Source organism: Actinoplanes sp. NPDC051859, assembly GCF_044452725.1.
Lineage (GTDB): Bacteria > Actinomycetota > Actinomycetes > Mycobacteriales > Micromonosporaceae > Actinoplanes.
Genome location: NZ_JBITBX010000011.1, coordinates 241,201 through 259,446, shown reverse-complemented (window position 1 = coordinate 259,446; position 18,246 = coordinate 241,201). Strand labels below are relative to the sequence as shown.

Here is an 18,246-nt window from a genome sequence, read left to right as displayed (position 1 = left end):
GCAGGCGCAGTCTCCATTGTTGGCTACAAAGTCACTGATGTCGATATCTTTCCATCGAATGGCTTGACTTCGTAATTATGAACCGAATATGAAACTCTTGAAATATCACTTATCCACAATGGCCGACTGGGTTGATCTTGGTCGCCGTCCGCCCCATGGCGAGCCACCCTAAGCACCGTTAACTTCTCCTGGACATGCCGCATCGGATGGCATTTTTCCAGACGGGGAACCCCATGGCAGAGATGAAACGTCGCAACGTTTTGCGGTATACCGCGGCGGGAGCCGTACTTGCGTCCACCGCCGCGGCCGGCATCGCGAGCCTGACCGCCGCGGAATCCGCAGCGGCCGCGCAGACCAGCCGCGCAGACCGGCGCGACTTTGACGAGATCTACAAGGGCAAGCGGATTCGGGGTCGGCACGTCGCCAACGGCAATCACGAACTGCACATCAACAATCGGAAGGTCACGCTGACCGCCATCACCACCCTGTTCGTGCCGGAAGACGGCTCGGCGCCGCAGGTGGGCACCGGCTACATCAGCTCCATCAACCACTACGACCCGATCAAGATCGACGAGGGGCAGCACGCCGACGGCCTCCGTCGCCTGGCCGCGCGCATCGTGGACACCCTGGGCGGCTCCGAGCTCAGCGCCGAAGCGGCGCGAGCGCACCACCACTGACCAGCACTTCCCCTCCGCAGAAAGGCAGTCCGACAGTGGCCGTCGTGCGCAAGAGCTTCGCCGTCATGACCCCCGCCGAGAAGACCGCGTTCGTGAACGCGCTCCGAGATTTCAAGACCAGATCCGCCAACGGCCGTACGTACAACTGGTACATCGACCGGCACATCGAGTTTTTCGGACCGCGCAACGGCATCAACTATGCACACCAGGCGCCGTCGTTCCTCCCGTGGCACCGGGAGTACCTGCGTCAGATGGAGTTCGACCTGCAGACGGTCAGCGGCAACCCGAACGTGTTCCTCCCCTACTGGGACTGGACTCAGGCGGCCACGCCCTTTACCGCCGACCTGCTCGGGGCGATCACCAACGGCAGCGTGAACAGCGGCAACTTCAGTCCCACCTGGGGTTGGTCGATGTATCGCAGCAGCATCGCCGGCTCGTTCCTGCAGCGGCGGGTGGGTGTCAACGCGACCCGGCCCACCGCGCAGACCGTGTCGACGGTGCAGGCTCAGACCACGTACGACCGCTCCCCGTGGAACAACACCGTGGTGAACAGCTACCGCAACCGCAATGAGATCGACGTGCATAACCGGGTGCACAACTACGTCGGCGGGCACATGGCCACCGTGGAGTCGCCCAACGACCCGGTGTTCTGGCTGCACCACTGCAACGTGGACCGGCTGTGGTGGCAGTGGCAGACCAACCGCGGCCTCGACACGTACCAGCCGCGCACCGGCACCACGAACGTCATCGACAACAGCGAGACCATGCTCCCGTTCACCGTCACGCCCGCCGCAGTTCGGGACATCAACACCCTGAACTACTCGTACGCCTGACGACACCGATCATGAACACCGCGACGAATAGGTGAAACCTACCGATCTCGAGTAGGTCCGAATGCGCGGCTGATGCCCCTTTCTCGCGTTGTCCCGATGACCTTCAAGGCGGAGGCTGAACCGGCAGGAATGCGCCCGCGAATGCGGGTAGCACACCACGAAGCCGAGCCTGGCGAATGGTGCCACCAGTGGGAAAGTTTTCGCACGCAATGTGCAAAAATTGGCGTGGGTAAATTGCTTTCACTCGGTGTGCAGCAATCGCTCCTCGGCAGAGGAGGAGCTCATCATGCGCAACCTACTGGTCCGGGGTCTGGCCGTCGGCCTGGCCACGGTCCTCGGCGCCGTCACCTGGGCCGGGGCCGCCCAGGCCGACACCCGGCCGGGCGACGCCCCGGCCGGGTCGGCCAGCCCGACTTCCGTCAACCCGTCGGCCGTTGCCGCCTCGTTCGCGTTCAGCCAGTACGCGACCGTCAGCCCGGCCGCCGGCTGGAGCTTCGTGTCGGGCAACTTCGCCGGCGACTCCCGCAGCGACGTCGTCGGCTACCACCCGAGCAACGGCAGCGTCTGGGTCGGCACCAACACCGGCACCTCGTTCACCTTCGCCCAGTACGCGACCGTCGGCCCGGCGGCCGGCTGGAGCTTCGTCGCCGGCAACTTCGCCGGCGACTCCCGGCTCGACATCGTTGGCTACCACCCCAGCAACGGCAGCGTCTGGGTCGGCACCAACACCGGCACCTCGTTCACCTTCGCCCAGTACGCGACCGTCAGCCCGGCCGCCGGCTGGAGCTTCGTGTCGGGCAACTTCGCCGGCGACTCCCGCAGTGACCTCGTCGGCTACCACCCCAGCAACGGCAGCATCTGGGTCGGCACCAACACCGGCTTCAACTTCGGCTTCACTCAGCGGGCCCTCGTTGCGCCGCCGTCAGGCTGGACCTTCGTATCGGGCAACTTCGGCGGTGACTCCCGGACCGACATCGTCGGATACCACTCCGGTAACGGCAGCCTGTGGCGCGGCACCAACACCGGGGCATCATTCGCCTTCTTCCAGACTGGCGGGGTCACTCCGCCAGCCGGATGGAGCATCACTGCGGGCAACTTCGCCGGCGATGGACTGACTGACATCGTTGTCAATCACCCCAGCAACGGCATCCTGTGGCAAGGCACCAACACCGGATTCGGATTCTCCTTCTCCCAGTACGCCCAGGTGACTCCTACCGCCAACTGGAGCTTCGTCGCCGGCAACTACGCCGGAGACGCGCGCAGCGACGTGGTCGGGTATCACCCGAGCAACGGCAGCCTGTGGGTCGGCACCACGATCAACTGACCCGGTAAGGCCGGCCCGGGCGCGCAGCCGACGCGCCCGGGCCGGACCCGGATGTTCTCATGGATGTCAATCGTCAACAGCCTTACGCAGCACCGAGAAGTCGGCGCCCAGGTCGACGGACCACTCAGCGCCGTCCGCGAGCCGCACCTCCACCTCGTAGGCGGCAGCACCGTCGTCCCCGGCAGCCTCCCCGGCAGTGACCGTCCCACCGCTGTCCCCGGCAGCTTCCACGTCGGTGACCGTCCCACCGCCGACCGCGCTCAGTGCTGCCTTCTCAGCGGCGGCGCGGTCGGCGGCGCTGAGCACCCGCTCGCCCGCGTCCGGTGTTTCCGCCTGCTGGCTGATCACCGTGAAGTTCTTGTCGAGGGCGACTTCCACCTCGGCACCGTCGGCCTTGCGCACCTCCACCTCATACGCTTCGCCGTTGTCGTCGCTCTTCTCCACATCGGCCACCGTGCCGCCACCAACGGCCTGGACTGCGGCGGCGCTAGCGCGCTCCCGGTCGCCGCCTTGCACGTCGGCGCTGGCCGCGGTGGCCCACACGGCGCCACCTGCGCCCAGGAGCACGACAGTGGCGGTAGTGATCAGGACTGTGCGCTTCCGCGAAATCTTCATGGGTGCAACCCTGCCCGGGTGTGCCTGAAGCCTCGCTGAACGAACCTGAAGGGCTATTCAGCCGGGAGCCGGACGGTGAAGCGCGCCCCGCCCAGCGCTGATGCCGACACCTGGACGGTCCCCTGGTGGACGGCCACCATCTCGCGCACAATCGACAGCCCGAGCCCGCTCCCGCCGGCATCGCGCGTCCGCGCCTCATCCAGCCGGACGAACCGCTCGAAGATCCGCTCCCGGTCCGGCTCGGCGATTCCCCCGCCGTCGTCCTCGACAACCAGTTCGACAACGCCGCCACCTTGCCGTACCGCGAGCGCCACCGTCCGTTCCGCGTGCCGGGCGGCATTATCGACCAGATTTCGCACGACCTGCGCCAGCGCCGTGGCGTCACCGCGCACGCGCCCCGCGCCGATCCCGGCGGTCTCGACGGTCAACCCCGCCCGGGTCAGCCGGCCGGCTTCGGCCAAGGCTAGATCATCAAGATCAACATCCTGCGGCGTACGGTTGAGCGCCTCACCCCGGGTCAGCAGCAACAACTGGCCGACCAACCGCTGCATCCGCGCCGACTCCTCCACCACCGCGTCGGCAAGCTCGCCCTCCCCCAGCGCCCCCGGATGCGCGTGCGCCACCTCAGCCGCCTGCCGCATGCTGGTCAGCGGCGACCGCAGCTCGTGCGAGGCGTCCGCGACAAACTGCTGCTGCCGAGTCCGCGCGTCCTCCAGCCGGGCCAGCATCTGATTCATGGTGTGCGCCAGTCGGTGAATCTCGTCGCGCGAAGGCGGCACCGGCACCCGCCGGTCCAACCGGTCGCCGGTGATCCCCTCCACCTCACGCCGAATCCGCTCGACCGGCGCTAGCGCACCGACCAACACCGTCCAAGTGGTGAAACCGACCAGGACCAGCAGCATGGGCACACCCGTCAGCAGCGGCACGATCAGCGCTTCGGTCGATTCGCCGACCTCCTCCAGCGAGGCCGCGACCGAAACGCGGAAGTCTCCCGCCTCCTCGGTCACCACGACGTACGGGTTGTCCCCGCCGGCAATGCGCACCTCGTCGAGATCTGCGGCAGGCAACGGCTCGGCCAGCCCCTGCGACGACCGCACCACGGTGCCGTAGGCGTCGGCCACCTGCCACACCAGATCGTCCGGCTCGGCCCCCTCCGCGGAGACCGGCGCCGGCAGACCAGCCGTCTCGATCTGCTGGGCCAACGCGGCCGCGCGCTGCTCGGCGGCGGCTTCCACCCCGTTCCGCAGCGATGCCCCGACCAAGATCACGAAGACCACGGCCCCACCGATGAGTGCCACCGCCACCACGAGAACGGCGTACAACGTTGCCCGGAACCGGACCGAAGCTCGGCTCCACCGCCACCGGACCGCGCTGGACCTCGAATCCCGGGCATCCGCCGTCGCCACGTGCTGAAACGCCGCAGGATCAGTGCGCCGGCCCGCTGGACGGCGTTCCCGCTGCCACCAGGGACGGCGTCGCTCAGCCACCGTCGCTGCCCAGCCGGTAGCCGGCGCCGCGCAACGTCTGGATCGCCGCGCGGCCGAACGGTCGATCGAGTTTGTTGCGCAGATGCCGCACGTACACCTCGACGATGTTGGGATCTCCCGCGAAATCGGTGTCCCACACGGCGTCCAGAATCTGCCGCTTCGACACCACATCCCCGCGATGCCGGGCGAGAAAGGCCAACAGCGAAAACTCCCGTGCCGTCAGCTCCACCTCCGTCTCACCCCGCCACACCCGGCGCGCCGCCGGATCCAGCCGAATGTCACCCGCCTCCAGCACTGTCGGCCGCTCCCGAGCACCGCGCCGCGCCACCGCCCGCAGCCGCGCCACCAACACGGGAAACGAATACGGCTTGGTCAAATAGTCGTCGGCGCCGGTATCCAACCCCTCGACCTGGTCCCACTCCCCGTCCTTGGCGGTGAGCATCAGGATCGGTGTCCAGTCCTGCTCCGCCCGCAGAGCGGCGCACACTTGATAGCCGTTGATCCCCGGCAACATCAGGTCCAGCAGGATCGCGTCATACGCGTTCTCCCGCGCCAGCCACAACCCGTCAGTCCCGTCGTGCGCCACGTCCACGGCGAAACCTTCTGCCTCCAGCCCCACCCGCAACGACCGAACGAGTCGCCGTTCGTCGTCAACGACGAGTACGCGCATGGGTTCCTCCGGGGGCAGTCGGCCAAGCTATCGTCGCGTACCCCACCTGAACGCCCGCTGAAACGGCTACCGCCGAACGGTGAAAGAGCCGAACGGTGGAAGACTGGTCGCCATGGCATACGACGAGGCGCTCGCCGACCAGATCCGCGACCTCGTGCACGGCGAGCCCGGGCTGACGGAAAAGCGGATGTTCGGCGGGCTCGCGTTCCTCATCGACGGGCACCTGGCAGTGAGCGCCAGCGGCCAGGGCGGATTACTGCTGCGCGTCGACCCTGCGGACACTCCGCGCCTCGTCGAGCAGCCCGAAGCCGCCCGCTTCGAGATGCGCGGCCGGGAGCTCGACGGCTGGCTGCACATCGACCCGGCCGGGCTCACGGCCGGCAAGCTGGGCTCCTGGGTGGAGCGAGGAGTGCGCTTCGCCCGCTCACTCCCGCCGAAATTACGTTAGACGCTTGAGGAATGCCGTGAGGTGCAGCCCGGCGGTTCCCGTATTGGCGACACTCACTAGCTCCCAGCCCTGCTCCTTCAAGAGTCCAACCGCTGTTAACAAGCTCGAGACGATGCTCGTTCCGCTGGTGGCATTCGACAGGACGGCCAGATAGGGGAACGGATAGCCCCTGAGGTCGTACTGTCCGCTGAGGATGACCGCCGCGTCCACCTCATGGTTCATGGGCCTGGTTGCTGGCTGCATGAGTTCAACCTAACCTCCGGCGGACCGTGGACGGCAACACGGCCGGCGCGCGGTGAGCTAAGGTAGCCCGCGACCTGTTCAGAACGCTGACCAGGTGTCTTCGATCGGCGGGGGCCGGAAAGTCACATGTTGAAGAGCCAGCGGACCATTGGCGCTGATGACCCACGGATTTCCGGCGCGCGTATCTTCGCCGAGCAACTTCGCCATGCGATCACGGCAACATCACCGGACCTACCCGTCGACGGTCTCGACCGCATTCCCGGCAGCGACGCAACCGGCACCGTCACCTGCTATGTCGACGTTCGCGGCGATTTCGTCGACCTGTCCATTCAATCCGACTGGTGGTACTCGGTCGGTCCAGCTGGTATAGCCTCTGCCGTCCTGGACGCACTCGCATTCGCCCAGGAGATGAGTCTCATCGCAATGGCAACCTTAAGCCATTACGGACGCACGGTGAAGGCGCGCGAGGTTGATGTCAGCGAATTCTTCCCAAGTCAGGAAGAACCAGTCGCGAACCTAGCGGCTGAGACCGCGGCAGCGTCCAAAAAGATCGACCGCGCCATCTCGATCGTCGACGCCGCTGACCGGATCGGCCGGTTACGCGACAACCCACAGCAGCGGTTGATCACCGGTCCACGGGGCCTCTTCCACATAACGATGACAGGATTCGCGGTGCAGCGGGCTGACGTGAACGAAGGCGCACTTTCCGCGTCCGGCGCTGATCTGCTGGTCGAGGATGCGCGCGCCGCGTTGACGCAGGCTTCGCGCGAGGCAGATCCACGGTACTGGCTCTCCAGAGGAGTTGCAGATCTATGACCGACGAGTATCCGTATTTTAGTCAGGAGGCGATCGAGGTCGCCACCGAGGGCATCCGGGCCGAGGCTAGAAAGTGGTATGGGTTCGCAGACCAGATGGCTGGTATCCGCTCCGCGATGGGACTCATGACCCTCCAGCCAACGGCATTTGCGGTCATCGATCATGCCGCGTTGATGACCAGCATGGACCAGGCTGGCGCCTATTCCAAGACGCAAGAATGGCTGTTCAGCCTGTTCCATGACGCTTCCGGCAAGATGGAACGCTTCGGCGACGCCTTGAAGAAGTGCGCCGATGAATACGACCAGACAGACGGTCGCAGCGCCAAGTCCTTCGACAACATCGCTACGTCGTGAGGCGACCAGCCGCGGCGGAAGGGGAGCACCGTTGACAGCCCCGACACCGACACCGAGCAGCGAGTACATCCCGCTCGCGATTGAAACGTTCCAGCGAGCTGTCAAAGCGGTCGAGGAGCTCGTCAGAAAGATCCGCGACGAACTCGAGAAGCTCATCAACGGTGTCAACGCTTTCATGCAGCGGACCGTCGACGAGTTGAACGATAGCTTTTTCGGCAAGGTCGTCGAGTTGGTCACCGGTGACTTGGATGAGAAACTTGCGAAAATCAAGAGCCTCACCGAGCAGGTGAGTGCCAAGATTTCCGAGATTCTGACCAAGGCCGCTGACTCGCTGGCCGGTGCAGTACCGGTCGCATCACTGTTCACCCGCGGCTTTGAGATCAACAATAAGGTGACCCGGCCGATGTCCGGCATGTTCGGCGAAATGACTGGCTCCGACGAGATCGATTTCTGGCGCGGCCCCGCTAAGAACACCTATGAGAAGCGAGTGCAGGATCAGCAGGACGCGGTGTCCAACGCTACTGCGAAGGTCAAGAAGCTCGTGGAATATCTCGGCGAGGCAGGCGCCGGGAACATGGCGTATATGGCGAGCCTCGGGGAACGGCTTGCGGCGGTCTACGGCAGCCTCATGACGGCCTGCGTTGACATCGTTGCGGCTTCCTCGGGTGCCGTCACGCAGGTGGTCTCCCTGCTCGAGCACTTTTCCGAGGTCATCGGCACGATCACCGAACAGGTCCTCGGTTACATCGCGCAGCTCGGCGCCCGGATCTCCGAGGTACTGAACCAGATCCTCCAGCTGGAGGCCGAGAAAGCCGACCTCACCGGCCTCACCCCGGACGGTATGTGGCCGTCGCCCGTCTCCGACTGATCTGGGAGAAGAAATGAGCATGCGTCGCTTGGCGATCGCACCGGCGCTGGCGATCACCCTGGGTTTGGCCGGGTGCGGGCTCGAAGCCGATCCCGTCTCGGTCCCGCCTCGCCCGGACGTGTCCTCCCTCGCTTCGGCCAACGGTGCTTTCGTAGGCAAGTACACCAAGGTCACGGATCCGTGCCCCACCCTCGACGGCGACGCCGCCAAACGATTGGCATTGCCCGCTGTCGGCAAGCCGGGCGACACCAACATCGACAGCCTCATCTCCCAGCTCGTCACCTGCACGTGGGGAACGGGCGTCGGGTCTGTCACGACCTTGATCAGCATCGACCGTGGGCAAGGTACGCCGACCGCCGAGCAGAAAACAGCGACAGAATTCGAAGCGGAGTGGCAAAAATCCGTCGCAGAGGGACGAATGCTTGCACCCGAGCAGGTCGGCGGGATCGGGGACGAGGCCTACCTTGCTGTCTACGGTGATCGACAGAACATTGTGCTGTCGTTTCGTGCCAGCAATGCCCGAGTCATGCTCTCGTATGGGGTGGGAGAGCTGACACCGGCGTCGTACGCCACCGCGGTCAGGAAGAACAAGCCGGTCCTGATCAGCCTCGGCCAGGACATCCTGGACGACTTGACGTGACGTTCAATGCCGGACCGGGGCCAGGGCCGTCACCGCGGTGAGGATCGCGTCCACGCGCTCTTTCGCGTCGCCGAACAGCATGGAGCAGTTGTCGCGGAAGAACAGCGGGTTCTGCACCCCGGCGTACCCGGAAGCCATGGAGCGTTTGAAGACGATGACGTCGTCCGCTTCCCAGACGGTGAGCACCGGCATGCCGGCGATCGGGCTGGTGGGGTCTTCGGTGGCCGCCGGGTTGACCGTGTCGTTGGCGCCGATGACGAGGACGACGGACGTGCCCGGGAAGTCGTCGTTGATTTCGTCCATCTCGCAGACGATGTCGTAGGGGACGCGGGCTTCGGCGAGCAGGACGTTCATGTGGCCGGGCAGGCGGCCGGCGACCGGGTGGATGCCGAAGCGGACCTTCACCCCGCGTTCGCGCAGCACTTTGGTGAGTTCGGCGACGCCGTGCTGGGCCTGGGCGACCGCCATGCCGTAGCCGGGGGTGATGATGACCGAGTCGGCGGCGGTGAGCAGCTCGGCGACGGTCTCGGCGGTGGTCTCGCGGTGGTCGCCGAGGTCCTGGTCGCCGGCGGGGCCGGCTTCGATGCCGAAGCCGCCCACGATCACGGACAGGAAGGACCGGTTCATCGCCCGGCACATGATGTACGAGAGGTAGGCGCCGGACGAGCCGACGAGTGCGCCGGTGACGATCAGCAGGTCGTTTTCGAGGAGGAAGCCGGCGGCTGCGGCGGCCCAGCCGGAGTAGCTGTTGAGCATGGACACGACGACCGGCATGTCACCGCCGCCGATGGAGGCGACCAGGTGCCAGCCCAGCAGCAGCGCGACCAGGGTGACCACGATCAGCAGCCAGAGTTGGGGAGCCACCACGAACCAGCCGGTGAGCGCCACGAATGCCACGAGTGCGGTGACGTTGAGGAGGTTCTTGCCGGGTAGGACCAGCGGGCTGGACTTGATCCGGGCGGACAGCTTGAGGAATGCCACGATCGAGCCGGTGAAGGTGACGGCACCGATGAAGATGCCGATGACGACCTCGGCGCTGTGGATGCCGAGCATGTCCTGACCGCTGAGGATGGCGGCTTCGGTGCCGTCGAGGTGGGCTTCGACGTGTAGGTAGCCGTTCCAGCCCACCAGGACTGCGGCGAGGCCGACGAAGCTGTGCAGCAGGGCGATCAGTTCCGGCATGCCGGTCATCTCGACTTTGCCCGCGCGGTGCAGCCCGATCGCGGCGCCGATCAGCATGGCGGCGGCGAGCAGGATCAGTCCGGTCGTACTTATCTTGAGTTCGATGGCGAGCGCGACGGTCGCGGCGAGGGCGACCGTCATCCCGGCGATGCCGAAGGTGTTGCCCACCTTGGCGGTCTCGTGCTTGGACAGACCGGCCAGCGCGAGGATGAAGAGCAGGGCGGCGACGATGTACGACGCCTGGGCCGCGGTTTCCACTCTCATCGGGTCAGCTCCTCGAGAACATGGCGAGCATGCGGCGGGTCACCGCGAAGCCACCGACGACGTTGATACTGGCCAGCAGGATCGCGACGAACGACAGCCCGGTCACCACGGAGTCGCCGTGCCCGAGTTGCAGCAGGGCGCCGACGACGATGATCCCGGAGATCGCGTTGGTCACCGACATCAGCGGCGTGTGCAGGGCGTGGTGCACGTGCCCGATCACGTAGTAGCCGATGACGATCGCCAGGGCGAAGACGGTGAGGTGGCCGCGGAGGGAGCCCGGCGCCAGCGCGGTGAGGAGGAAGAGCGCGGCCGCCGCGGCGCCGACGATGGCGAGCTGGCGGCCCGGCTTGGCGGCCGGCTCGGGCGCGGCGACGGCGACTGCGGCCGGGGCGACAGCGGCGGGCGCCGCGGAGACAGCGACGGGCGGCGGCGGCCAGGTCAGTTCGCCGTCGCGGACGACGGTCATCGAGCGCTGGACGACGTCGTCGAAGTCGAGGGTGAGCTGGCCGTCCTTCTCCGGTGTCAGCAGCTTCATGAGGTTGACCAGGTTGGTGCCGTAGAGCTGGGACGCCTGGGCGGGGAGCCGGCCGGCCAGGTCGGTGTAGCCGATGATGGTGACGCCGTTGTCGGTGACGACCACGTCGCCCTTGACGGTGCCCTCGACGTTGCCGCCGTTGGCCGCGGCCATGTCGACGATCACGCTGCCCGGCTTCATGCTCGCCACCATCGTCGCGGTGATCAGCACCGGGGCGGGACGGCCGGGGATCAGCGCGGTCGTGATGATGATGTCGACCTCGCCGGCCTGCGCGGCGTACAGCCGGGCGGCGCGCTCGTTGTAGTCGTCGGACATCTCCTTGGCGTAGCCGGTCGCGGACACCTCGACGTCGGCGGCCTCGACCGACAGGTACTCGCCGCCGAGCGAGCGGACCTGGTCGGCCACCTCGGGGCGGGGGTCGGTGGCCCGGACGATCGCGCCCAGACTGTTCGCGGCGCCGATGGCGGCGAGCCCGGCGACGCCTGCGCCCGCGACCAGGACCTTCGCCGGGGGTACCTTGCCCGCAGCGGTCACCTGGCCGGTGAAGAACCGGCCGAAGACGTGTGCCGCTTCGACGACCGCGCGGTAGCCGGCGATGTTGGCCATGGAGGACAGCACGTCGAGGGACTGGGCGCGGGAGATCCGCGGCACCGCGTCCATCGACAGCGCGGTGATCGGGCGCCGGGCGAGCTCGTCGACCAGGTCCTGGTCGAGCCGCGGGCTCAGCATGCCGATCAGGGTGGCGCCCGTGCCGAGCTTGTCGAGCTGCTCGGTGGTCGGCGGGTTGATCGCGAAGAGCACGTCCGCCGCGAGCGGGTCGCCGACGGTCGCCCCGGCGGCGGCGTACGCCTCGTCGGAGAACGAGGAGCCGACTCCGGCGCCAGCCTCCACCACCACGTCGTAACCGAGCTTGACCAGCTGCGTCACGGTGGCGGGTGTCGCCGCGACGCGCCGCTCGCCCGGGTGCGGGTCCCGCGGTACACCGATGATCATCCTCGACCCCCTGTTGAACTTGACCATGGAAACGCAGGATCCCTGCGGTCGGTTCAATGCTGCTGACGATCCGTTACCCGTCAGTAGCGACCTTGGACTGTCCGGGGCACTGCCGCATCCTCCGATCGGTCAGACGGGCTCGTGGGCAACATCATCCATGATGATCGATATTCTGTCGTACACTCGCGGCAGCGTCGTGCTCTTGAGCGGGCGGAGGCTGTCCCTGATGAAGATCGTCGTCCTGGTCAAACACGTACCCTGCGTGTTGCGTGGCATGACGTTCGGTGCCGACCACACCCTGGCGCGCGGCGGGCGCCCCGGCCAGCTCAACGAGGCCGACACATACGCCGTGGACCAGGCGCTGCGGGTCGCGCGCCGGCGCCGTGATGTCCAGATTACCGCCGTGACGATGGGTCCGGCCGCAGCCGCCGCGGCGTTGCGCCGGGCGCTGATCCTCGGCGCTGACGACGCGGTGCACGTCCTCGACGACCGGCTGCACGGCAGTGACGCGCTCGCCACCGCGCGGGTGCTCGCCACCGTGGTGGACCGGATCGGCTTCGACCTGGTTCTGTGCGGTTCCGCCTCCTCCGATGCCGGGACGTCGGCGGTGCCCGCGATGGTCGCCGAGCTGCTGGACGTTCCGGTGCTCTGTTTCGCCGACCTCCTCCGGGTCCGGGAGCACCGGGTGGAGATCGGGCGGAACGACGGCGCCGGGCTGCAGACGTACGCCGCGGCGCTCCCCGCCGTCGTCTCGGTCACCGAGCGCTGCGGTGAGCCGTTGCTGCCCACGCTGACGGCAACCCTCGACGCGCACCACAAGCTGGTGCACACCTGGTCTTTGACCGACCTCGGCATCCCCGGCGCCGGACCGGGCGCCACGGTCGTCCACACCGTCGCGGCAACGCCGGCCGCCCGCTCCCCCGTCGTGCTCGCTGACGAGCCCACGATCGCGGCGATCCGGGTCGCCGACTTCCTCACCGTGCACCAGTTCCTGTAGCCGTTCGCCCACCGGGAAGAGGGTCATGAAACCTGTGCTGGTGCTCGTGGACCAGGCCACCGCCGATCGCAGCGTGCCCCGCTCCACGGACGCACTGCTGACCCTCGCCCGGCGGATCGGTCCGCCGACGGCAGTGCTGTGCGGTCCGCCCGACCCGTCCGCCATCGTCGCTCTCGGCCGGTACGGCGCCACCACGATCGCCACCATCGCCCGCCCCGAGCTGGCCGAGCACCCCGCCGCGGCCCGGGTCGAACTGCTCACCCATCTCGTCCGCCGGGACGCACCCGCGGCGGTGCTCATCGCCTCCGACCGGCTGGGCCAGGAGATCGCCGCGCGGCTCGCGGCGCGGCTGGGCTCCGGCCTGATCAGTGACGCCGTCGACCTGCGCCGAGACGTGGACGGGCCGGTCGCCGTGCAGTCGGCGCTGCTGGGCGCCTATCGCGTCGAGTCCCGGGTGACCGCCGGAGTGCCGGTGCTGACCATCCGCACCGACGCCGTGGAGCCACTCCCGGCGCCGGTGCAGCCGTCGGTGCGCCGGGTCGACATCGGCTTCCCGGCGGGGGTTCGCGCTGTCCGGCGGATCGCCCGGCGGCCCGGGGGCACCGAGGTGTCCGGCGACCTTGCCACCGCGGCCATCGTCGTGGCAGGCGGCCGCGGGCTGGGCTCGCAGGAGTCGTTCGCCCTGGTCGGCGCGCTCGCGGAGGCGCTGCACGGCACGGCAGGGGGCTCACACGCGGCGACCGAGCTCGGCTGGTGTCCGCGGCGCGAACAGATCGATCAGCTGGGGACGATCGTGCACCCCCGGCTGTACCTGGCCCTGGGCATCTCGGGTTCGGTGCGCCATCGGGCCGCCATGCAGCACGCGGAGACGATCGTCGCGATCGACCGGAACCCGGCGGCCCCCATCTTCGACCTGGCCGACCTCGGCGTGGTCGGAGACGTCCACCGGGTGGTGCCCGAACTGCTGGCCGAGATCAGCAGGCGCAAGGCCACCCGTTGACCAGCCCCAGCGAGGAGACGACGTGACGATACGCATGGTGCTCGGACTCGCCCTGACCGCGGCCGCCTTCGCGCTGGCCGGGCGGCGGATCCGCACCCTGGTCCGGACGGCCCGCACCGGGCAGCCGGTCGAGCCCGGGCGCACCACCGAGCTCGGCACCCGCACGTGGGCGATCGTCACCGAGGTGTTGGGGCAGCGCAAACTGCTGACGTGGAGCGTGCCCGGAATTGCGCATTTCGCGGTTTTCTGGGGATTCCTGGTCCTGGGGGCGACCATCGTGGAGGGCTACGGGGCACTCTTCGACCCGGACTTCCACATCCCGCTCATCGGCAAGCAGGCCTGGCTGGGCTTCCTCGAAGACTTCTTCATCGTGGCGGTGCTGCTCGGGCTCGTCGCCTTCGCCGCGATCCGACTGCGGCACCAGCCCCAGCGGGAGGGACGCCGGTCCCGGTTCTTCGGCTCGCACACGGGCGCCGCCTGGCTGGTCCTCTTCATGATCTTCAACGTAATGTGGACGCTGCTGCTCTGCCGCGGCGCCCAGATCAACACCGGCAATTTTCCGTACGCGCGCGGCGCCTTCGCCTCCGAGCTGGCCGCCAAGGCGCTAGCGCCGGCCGGACACGCCGCCAACGAGGTCCTCGAAACAGTGAGCCTGCTGCTGTCGCTCGGCGTCGTCCTCGCCTTCCTCGTCCTCGTCGTGCACTCCAAGCACCTGCACATCGGCCTCGCGCCGTTGAACATCCTGTTCTCCCGGCGCCCCCGTGGACTCGGCCCGCTGCTGCCCGTGACCTCGGGCGGCGTACCCGTGAACTTCGAGGACCCGGACGAGGACGACAAGATCGGCCGCGGGGTGATCGAGGACTTCACCTGGAAGGGCATGCTCGATTTCGGCTCGTGCACCGAGTGCGGCCGGTGTCAGTCGCAGTGCCCGGCGTGGCACACCGACAAGCCGCTCAACCCCAAACTGCTCATCATGGGCCTGCGCGACCACGCCCTCGCCAAGGCGCCCTACCTGCTCGCCAGTTCGGATGAGGAACGGGCCGCGCTGCCCCGGGACGTCCTCGCCGAGGCGGAACGACCCCTCATCGGACCGGCCGACAGCGGCGGCGTCATCGACCCCGACGTGCTGTGGTCCTGTGTGACCTGCGGCGCCTGCGTCGAGCAGTGTCCGGTCGACATCGAACACGTCGACCACATCGTGGACATGCGGCGCTACCAGGTGCTCATCGAGTCGCAGTTCCCCAAGGAAGCCAACGTCATGCTGCGCAACCTGGAACGGGCCGGCGACCCGTGGGGCCGCGGCGCCAAAGCCAGGCTGGAGTGGACAGCCGGGCTGCCCTTCGAGGTCCGCGTCTTCGGCACCGGCGGCGAGGAACGCCTGCCCGGCGACGTCGAGTACCTCTTCTGGGTGGGCTGCGCAGGTGCCCTCGACGAGAACGCCAAGCGCACCACCCGCGCGATCGCCGAACTGCTGCACGAGGCCGGCGTCGAGTTCATGGTGCTCGGCAGCGGCGAGACGTGCACCGGCGACGCCGCCCGCCGCCTCGGCCAGGAGATGCTGTTCCAGGAGCTCGGCCGGCAGAACGTGGAAACGCTCAACGGGGTCGGCGCGCGCAAGATCGTGGTGAGTTGCGCGCACTGTTTCAACACGATCGGCAACGAGTATCGGCAGCTCGGCGGGGACTACGAGGTCGTACACCACAGCCAGTTGCTCTCCCGGCTGGTGGCGGACGGACGGTTGCGCCCGGCACACCCGGTCGAGGCCGCGGTCACCTACCACGACCCGTGCTACCTGGGTCGACACAACCGGGTCTTCGAACCGCCTCGTGAGCTGCTGGGCAGCGTGCCGGGGCTGCAGGTCGCCGAGATGCCGCGCAGCCGCGAGACGTCGTTCTGCTGCGGGGCCGGCGGGGCCCGGATGTGGATGGAAGAGCCGCTCGGCACCCGGATCAACGAGACCCGCACGGACCAGGCGTTGGAGACCGGTGCCAGTGTGGTCGCGGCGGCCTGCCCGTTCTGCATCAGCATGCTCACGGACGGCGTCGCCACCCGCAAACAGCAGGGCCGTGCCGCCGACGACGTCCGGGTCACGGATGTGTCCGAACTGCTGCTCCGTTCCGTACGCGGCGACGGCACGGCGACCGACAGCACCGGCCAGGGGTAGCCTCGATGGACGATCCGACTCCGCCGGCGAGCGGGAGCGCCACCTCGACGAGCGCGCCGATGCCCTGCGGGAACAAGACCAGCGCGCCGCCCGGCGCGACGACGAGGCCGACCTGCGCGACGACCGAGCCGATCAACGAGATCGGCGTGCGGACCTGCGCGAAGCCGCCGCCGACGAGCGCGAACGCCTGGCCGACTTGCGGGAAGAGACGGCGGATGAGCGAGATCGGGCCGCGGACCAACGTGAGATCGACGCCGAGCTGCGCCGCTGGGACGTGGAGGATCGGCGCCACCGGGTTAGTGGGTCAGATTGAGAACCGCGACATATCCTCGGGCGCTGGCCCCGCCGACCACGTAGACGTCCCGGCCGTCCGGGCTGATGGCGATTCCCCCGGCAGCGCTCAAGCCGGAGCCCGTAGTGCAGCCGTTGGCGGACGCGCCGATACAGCCACTCGCGTTGGGGGTCACCTGGGTGAGGACGCCAGTGCTGTCGTCACGCCGGAAGACCGCTACGCCGCCGCTTCCCGAGGCCGAGACGAAGGCGAAGAGCCCATCGGGGCTGACGGCCATGCCGGTTGGGCTCGTCATCGCGCGCACGGTGGGGTTGGCGATCGCGGTCAGGACGCCGGTGCTGGCGTTCCGGGAGAACGAGCCCACTGAGCTGCTCGTGTTACCCACGCCGTAGACGGTGGCTCCATCCGGTGAGATGCCGATGTGCCACGCTCCCGTCAGGCCGGGCGCACCGGTGCAGTTCGCGTTGCCTGTGCCGGTGTAGACGCAGCCGTTGGGGGCCGAGGGCTGGGTCAGTACACCCGTGGTCATGTTGCGCTGGAGGACCGCGATGGCGTTGCTGCCGTAGCCCGCCACGTAGATGCTGCGGTTGTCCGGCGATGTTCGCAGGTAGTAGGGCTGGTCGATGCCGTAGACGACGGTGCACGTGGCGGCCGTACCAGTGGCGGTGAGGGTGAAACAGCCGTTGGCGCCGGCTGTCTGGGTGAGCGCGCCCGAGGTGGTGTTACGCGCGAAGACCGCGAGCGCCTTGGAGTTGAAGCCAGTTACATACACGTAGCTGCCGTCCGGGCTGACGACGACACCGTTGGCGCCGGCGATGCCCCGCGCCGACGTGCACGAGCCGACGGCGGAGTTGCCGTAGAGGCAGCTCTGATAGCTCAGCATACCGGTGGTGGCGTTGCGCGCGAAGACGACGAGGGTCGACGAGCCGTACGCGGCCGCGTACACGTGCTTGCCGTCCGGGCTGATCGCGAGGTCCCAGACCTGGCTCAGGAGGCCGGTCGCTGAGCTGCAGTTGGGCGGCGGAGAGCTGGCGTTGCTCAGACAAGCGTTGGGGTTGGCGAGTGGGGTGAGGCCGCCGGTGGTGGCGTTGCGGGAGAACGCGGCCACGGCGTTGCCACTGACCGAAGCGGTGTAGACGTTCTTGCCGTCCGGGCTGACCACGACGGCGGCGCCGTTCGCGATGCCCGAAGCGGTGGTGGGGCAACCACCCGAGCCGTTGTCGCTGAAGCAGCCGGCGGTCTGGGTCAGGCCGAAGGTGGCGCGGGCCGTGAACGCGGAGGCCGAGTTGTCGGTCGTGGCGGTGAACGCGGCGGAGCTGACCGGCATCTGGGTGAAACCGCCCAGGTAGAGCACGATCAGGACGGCGGCACCCAGCCATGCGAAACGGCCGCGCGATGCGCGGGCGTGTCGGTGCCGTCCAGCCATGACCACATTCCTCCGCCCGGTACGTCGGCATCGAGCGCCCGGACTGAAGGACTTTTCAGTCGCTGGAGCCGTAGTGCAGTCGGGCGGCGCGCTCACCCATCGCTTCCGCGCCCGCAGCGTCGAGGTCGGGCCGACGCCGGCGGTAGACCACGTATTGGGCGCCGGCCAGGGCGAGCCCGAGCAGAGAAATGATGATCAACAGCCCGTCGGCCCACCACACGGCGGCGGTCAGGGTGGCGTGCCGGCCGTCGAGCCGGGCGGCGAGGATCCCGTTGCCCACGGCAAGCAGGACGGCCGCGAGCAGCCCCGCCGAGAAGCGGATCGTCTCGGTGCGCAGGCGCCGCCTGATGTGCGCGGTGTGATCCGCGTGGTAGATCCGGGGCACTCGGCAAGTATGCCCGGAGCTTCCGCGGGCTGGT

General features: G+C 68.0%; 20 protein-coding genes. 11 read left to right on the top strand and 9 right to left on the bottom strand.

The features are described 5' to 3' along the window. Window positions 1-233 precede the first annotated feature (233 nt). The 3 genes from ACIA1L_RS26370 to ACIA1L_RS26360 all read left to right on the top strand — a co-directional run bounded on the left by ACIA1L_RS26370 (window position 234) and on the right by ACIA1L_RS26360 (window position 2,834). The gene (locus tag ACIA1L_RS26370) at window positions 234-677 is read left to right on the top strand and encodes a tyrosinase family oxidase copper chaperone (RefSeq protein ID WP_396075607.1); all 444 of its coding nucleotides are present in this window, start codon (window positions 234-236) and stop codon (window positions 675-677) included. Window positions 678-721: 44 nt separating this feature from the next. Further along, window positions 722-1,510 (top strand): tyrosinase family protein, encoded by a 789-nt coding sequence (locus tag ACIA1L_RS26365; protein ID WP_396075605.1) that lies wholly within the window; start codon window positions 722-724, stop codon window positions 1,508-1,510. 286 nt (window positions 1,511-1,796) lie between these two features. Further along, window positions 1,797-2,834 carry a hypothetical protein gene (locus ACIA1L_RS26360; RefSeq protein WP_396075604.1) on the top strand — a complete coding sequence of 346 codons (1,038 nt, stop codon included), beginning with the start codon at window positions 1,797-1,799 and terminating at the stop codon, window positions 2,832-2,834. Between the two features lie 66 nt (window positions 2,835-2,900). Here the strand turns inward: ACIA1L_RS26360 and ACIA1L_RS26355 are convergent, their stop codons facing one another. From ACIA1L_RS26355 to ACIA1L_RS26345, 3 genes are read right to left on the bottom strand one after another with little or no spacing between them, the layout of a single operon-like run. Then, on the bottom strand, window positions 2,901-3,449 hold the full coding sequence (locus tag ACIA1L_RS26355) for a PepSY domain-containing protein (protein ID WP_396075603.1): 549 nt from the start codon (window positions 3,447-3,449) through the stop codon (window positions 2,901-2,903). A gap of 53 nt (window positions 3,450-3,502) precedes the next feature. Continuing rightward, complete coding sequence (locus ACIA1L_RS26350; RefSeq protein ID WP_396075602.1) at window positions 3,503-4,936, bottom strand: ATP-binding protein; 1,434 nt, start codon at window positions 4,934-4,936, stop codon at window positions 3,503-3,505. After that, window positions 4,929-5,606, bottom strand: coding sequence for a response regulator transcription factor (locus ACIA1L_RS26345; protein ID WP_396075600.1), 678 nt, complete (start codon window positions 5,604-5,606; stop codon window positions 4,929-4,931). Before ACIA1L_RS26345 ends, ACIA1L_RS26350 begins: the two co-directional genes overlap by 8 nt. Before the next feature lie 112 nt (window positions 5,607-5,718). Between ACIA1L_RS26345 and ACIA1L_RS26340 the strand changes: the two genes are divergently transcribed. Beyond that, window positions 5,719-6,054, top strand: a complete 336-nt coding sequence (locus ACIA1L_RS26340; protein WP_396075599.1) for a TfoX/Sxy family protein — start codon at window positions 5,719-5,721, stop codon at window positions 6,052-6,054. Here the strand turns inward: ACIA1L_RS26340 and ACIA1L_RS26335 are convergent. Next, a complete protein-coding gene (locus ACIA1L_RS26335; RefSeq protein ID WP_396075598.1) occupies window positions 6,046-6,276 on the bottom strand; it encodes a hypothetical protein in 231 nt (76 codons plus the stop codon). The two genes, ACIA1L_RS26340 and ACIA1L_RS26335, sit on opposite strands and share 9 nt — an antisense overlap. A 147-nt stretch (window positions 6,277-6,423) precedes the next feature. Between ACIA1L_RS26335 and ACIA1L_RS26330 the strand changes: the two genes are divergently transcribed. From ACIA1L_RS26330 to ACIA1L_RS26315, 4 genes are read left to right on the top strand one after another with little or no spacing between them, the layout of a single operon-like run. Further along, window positions 6,424-7,113, top strand: a complete 690-nt coding sequence (locus tag ACIA1L_RS26330; protein WP_396075597.1) for a hypothetical protein — start codon at window positions 6,424-6,426, stop codon at window positions 7,111-7,113. Then, window positions 7,110-7,466: a hypothetical protein gene (locus tag ACIA1L_RS26325; RefSeq protein ID WP_396075596.1), complete on the top strand. Its 357-nt coding sequence runs from the start codon at window positions 7,110-7,112 to the stop codon at window positions 7,464-7,466. The genes ACIA1L_RS26330 and ACIA1L_RS26325 overlap by 4 nt, the downstream gene beginning before the upstream one ends. Window positions 7,467-7,497: 31 nt before the next feature. Then, window positions 7,498-8,334, top strand: a complete 837-nt coding sequence (locus ACIA1L_RS26320) for a hypothetical protein (protein ID WP_396075595.1) — start codon at window positions 7,498-7,500, stop codon at window positions 8,332-8,334. A gap of 28 nt (window positions 8,335-8,362) precedes the next feature. After that, window positions 8,363-8,974: a hypothetical protein gene (locus ACIA1L_RS26315; RefSeq protein ID WP_396075593.1), complete on the top strand. Its 612-nt coding sequence runs from the start codon at window positions 8,363-8,365 to the stop codon at window positions 8,972-8,974. 3 nt (window positions 8,975-8,977) lie between these two features. On the opposite strand, the gene pntB is transcribed toward ACIA1L_RS26315, so the two are convergent. Both pntB and ACIA1L_RS26305 read right to left on the bottom strand, forming a co-directional pair. Continuing rightward, the gene (gene pntB, locus ACIA1L_RS26310; protein WP_396075592.1) at window positions 8,978-10,420 is read right to left on the bottom strand and encodes a Re/Si-specific NAD(P)(+) transhydrogenase subunit beta; all 1,443 of its coding nucleotides are present in this window, start codon (window positions 10,418-10,420) and stop codon (window positions 8,978-8,980) included. Window positions 10,421-10,424: 4 nt separating this feature from the next. Then, the gene (locus ACIA1L_RS26305) at window positions 10,425-11,948 is read right to left on the bottom strand and encodes a Re/Si-specific NAD(P)(+) transhydrogenase subunit alpha (RefSeq protein WP_396075591.1); all 1,524 of its coding nucleotides are present in this window, start codon (window positions 11,946-11,948) and stop codon (window positions 10,425-10,427) included. A 226-nt stretch (window positions 11,949-12,174) separates the two neighbouring features. On the opposite strand from ACIA1L_RS26305, the gene ACIA1L_RS26300 reads away from it, so the two are divergent. From ACIA1L_RS26300 to ACIA1L_RS26290, 3 genes are read left to right on the top strand one after another with little or no spacing between them, the layout of a single operon-like run. After that, window positions 12,175-12,945: an electron transfer flavoprotein subunit beta/FixA family protein gene (locus tag ACIA1L_RS26300; RefSeq protein ID WP_396075590.1), complete on the top strand. Its 771-nt coding sequence runs from the start codon at window positions 12,175-12,177 to the stop codon at window positions 12,943-12,945. 25 nt (window positions 12,946-12,970) lie between these two features. Next, the gene (locus tag ACIA1L_RS26295; protein WP_396075589.1) at window positions 12,971-13,945 is read left to right on the top strand and encodes an electron transfer flavoprotein subunit alpha/FixB family protein; all 975 of its coding nucleotides are present in this window, start codon (window positions 12,971-12,973) and stop codon (window positions 13,943-13,945) included. A gap of 34 nt (window positions 13,946-13,979) precedes the next feature. Then, window positions 13,980-16,109, top strand: a complete 2,130-nt coding sequence (locus ACIA1L_RS26290) for a (Fe-S)-binding protein (protein WP_396075679.1) — start codon at window positions 13,980-13,982, stop codon at window positions 16,107-16,109. Here ACIA1L_RS26290 and ACIA1L_RS26285 read toward each other — a convergent pair. The 3 genes from ACIA1L_RS26285 to ACIA1L_RS26275 are packed head-to-tail and all read right to left on the bottom strand — an operon-like array spanning window position 16,033 to window position 18,212. Next, window positions 16,033-16,401, bottom strand: a complete 369-nt coding sequence (locus ACIA1L_RS26285) for a hypothetical protein (protein WP_396075588.1) — start codon at window positions 16,399-16,401, stop codon at window positions 16,033-16,035. The genes ACIA1L_RS26290 and ACIA1L_RS26285 overlap by 77 nt on opposite strands. A gap of 4 nt (window positions 16,402-16,405) precedes the next feature. Beyond that, complete coding sequence (locus ACIA1L_RS26280; RefSeq protein WP_396075587.1) at window positions 16,406-17,827, bottom strand: lactonase family protein; 1,422 nt, start codon at window positions 17,825-17,827, stop codon at window positions 16,406-16,408. Window positions 17,828-17,882: 55 nt separating this feature from the next. After that, a complete protein-coding gene (locus ACIA1L_RS26275) occupies window positions 17,883-18,212 on the bottom strand; it encodes a hypothetical protein (RefSeq protein ID WP_396075584.1) in 330 nt (109 codons plus the stop codon). Window positions 18,213-18,246: the final 34 nt, after the last annotated feature.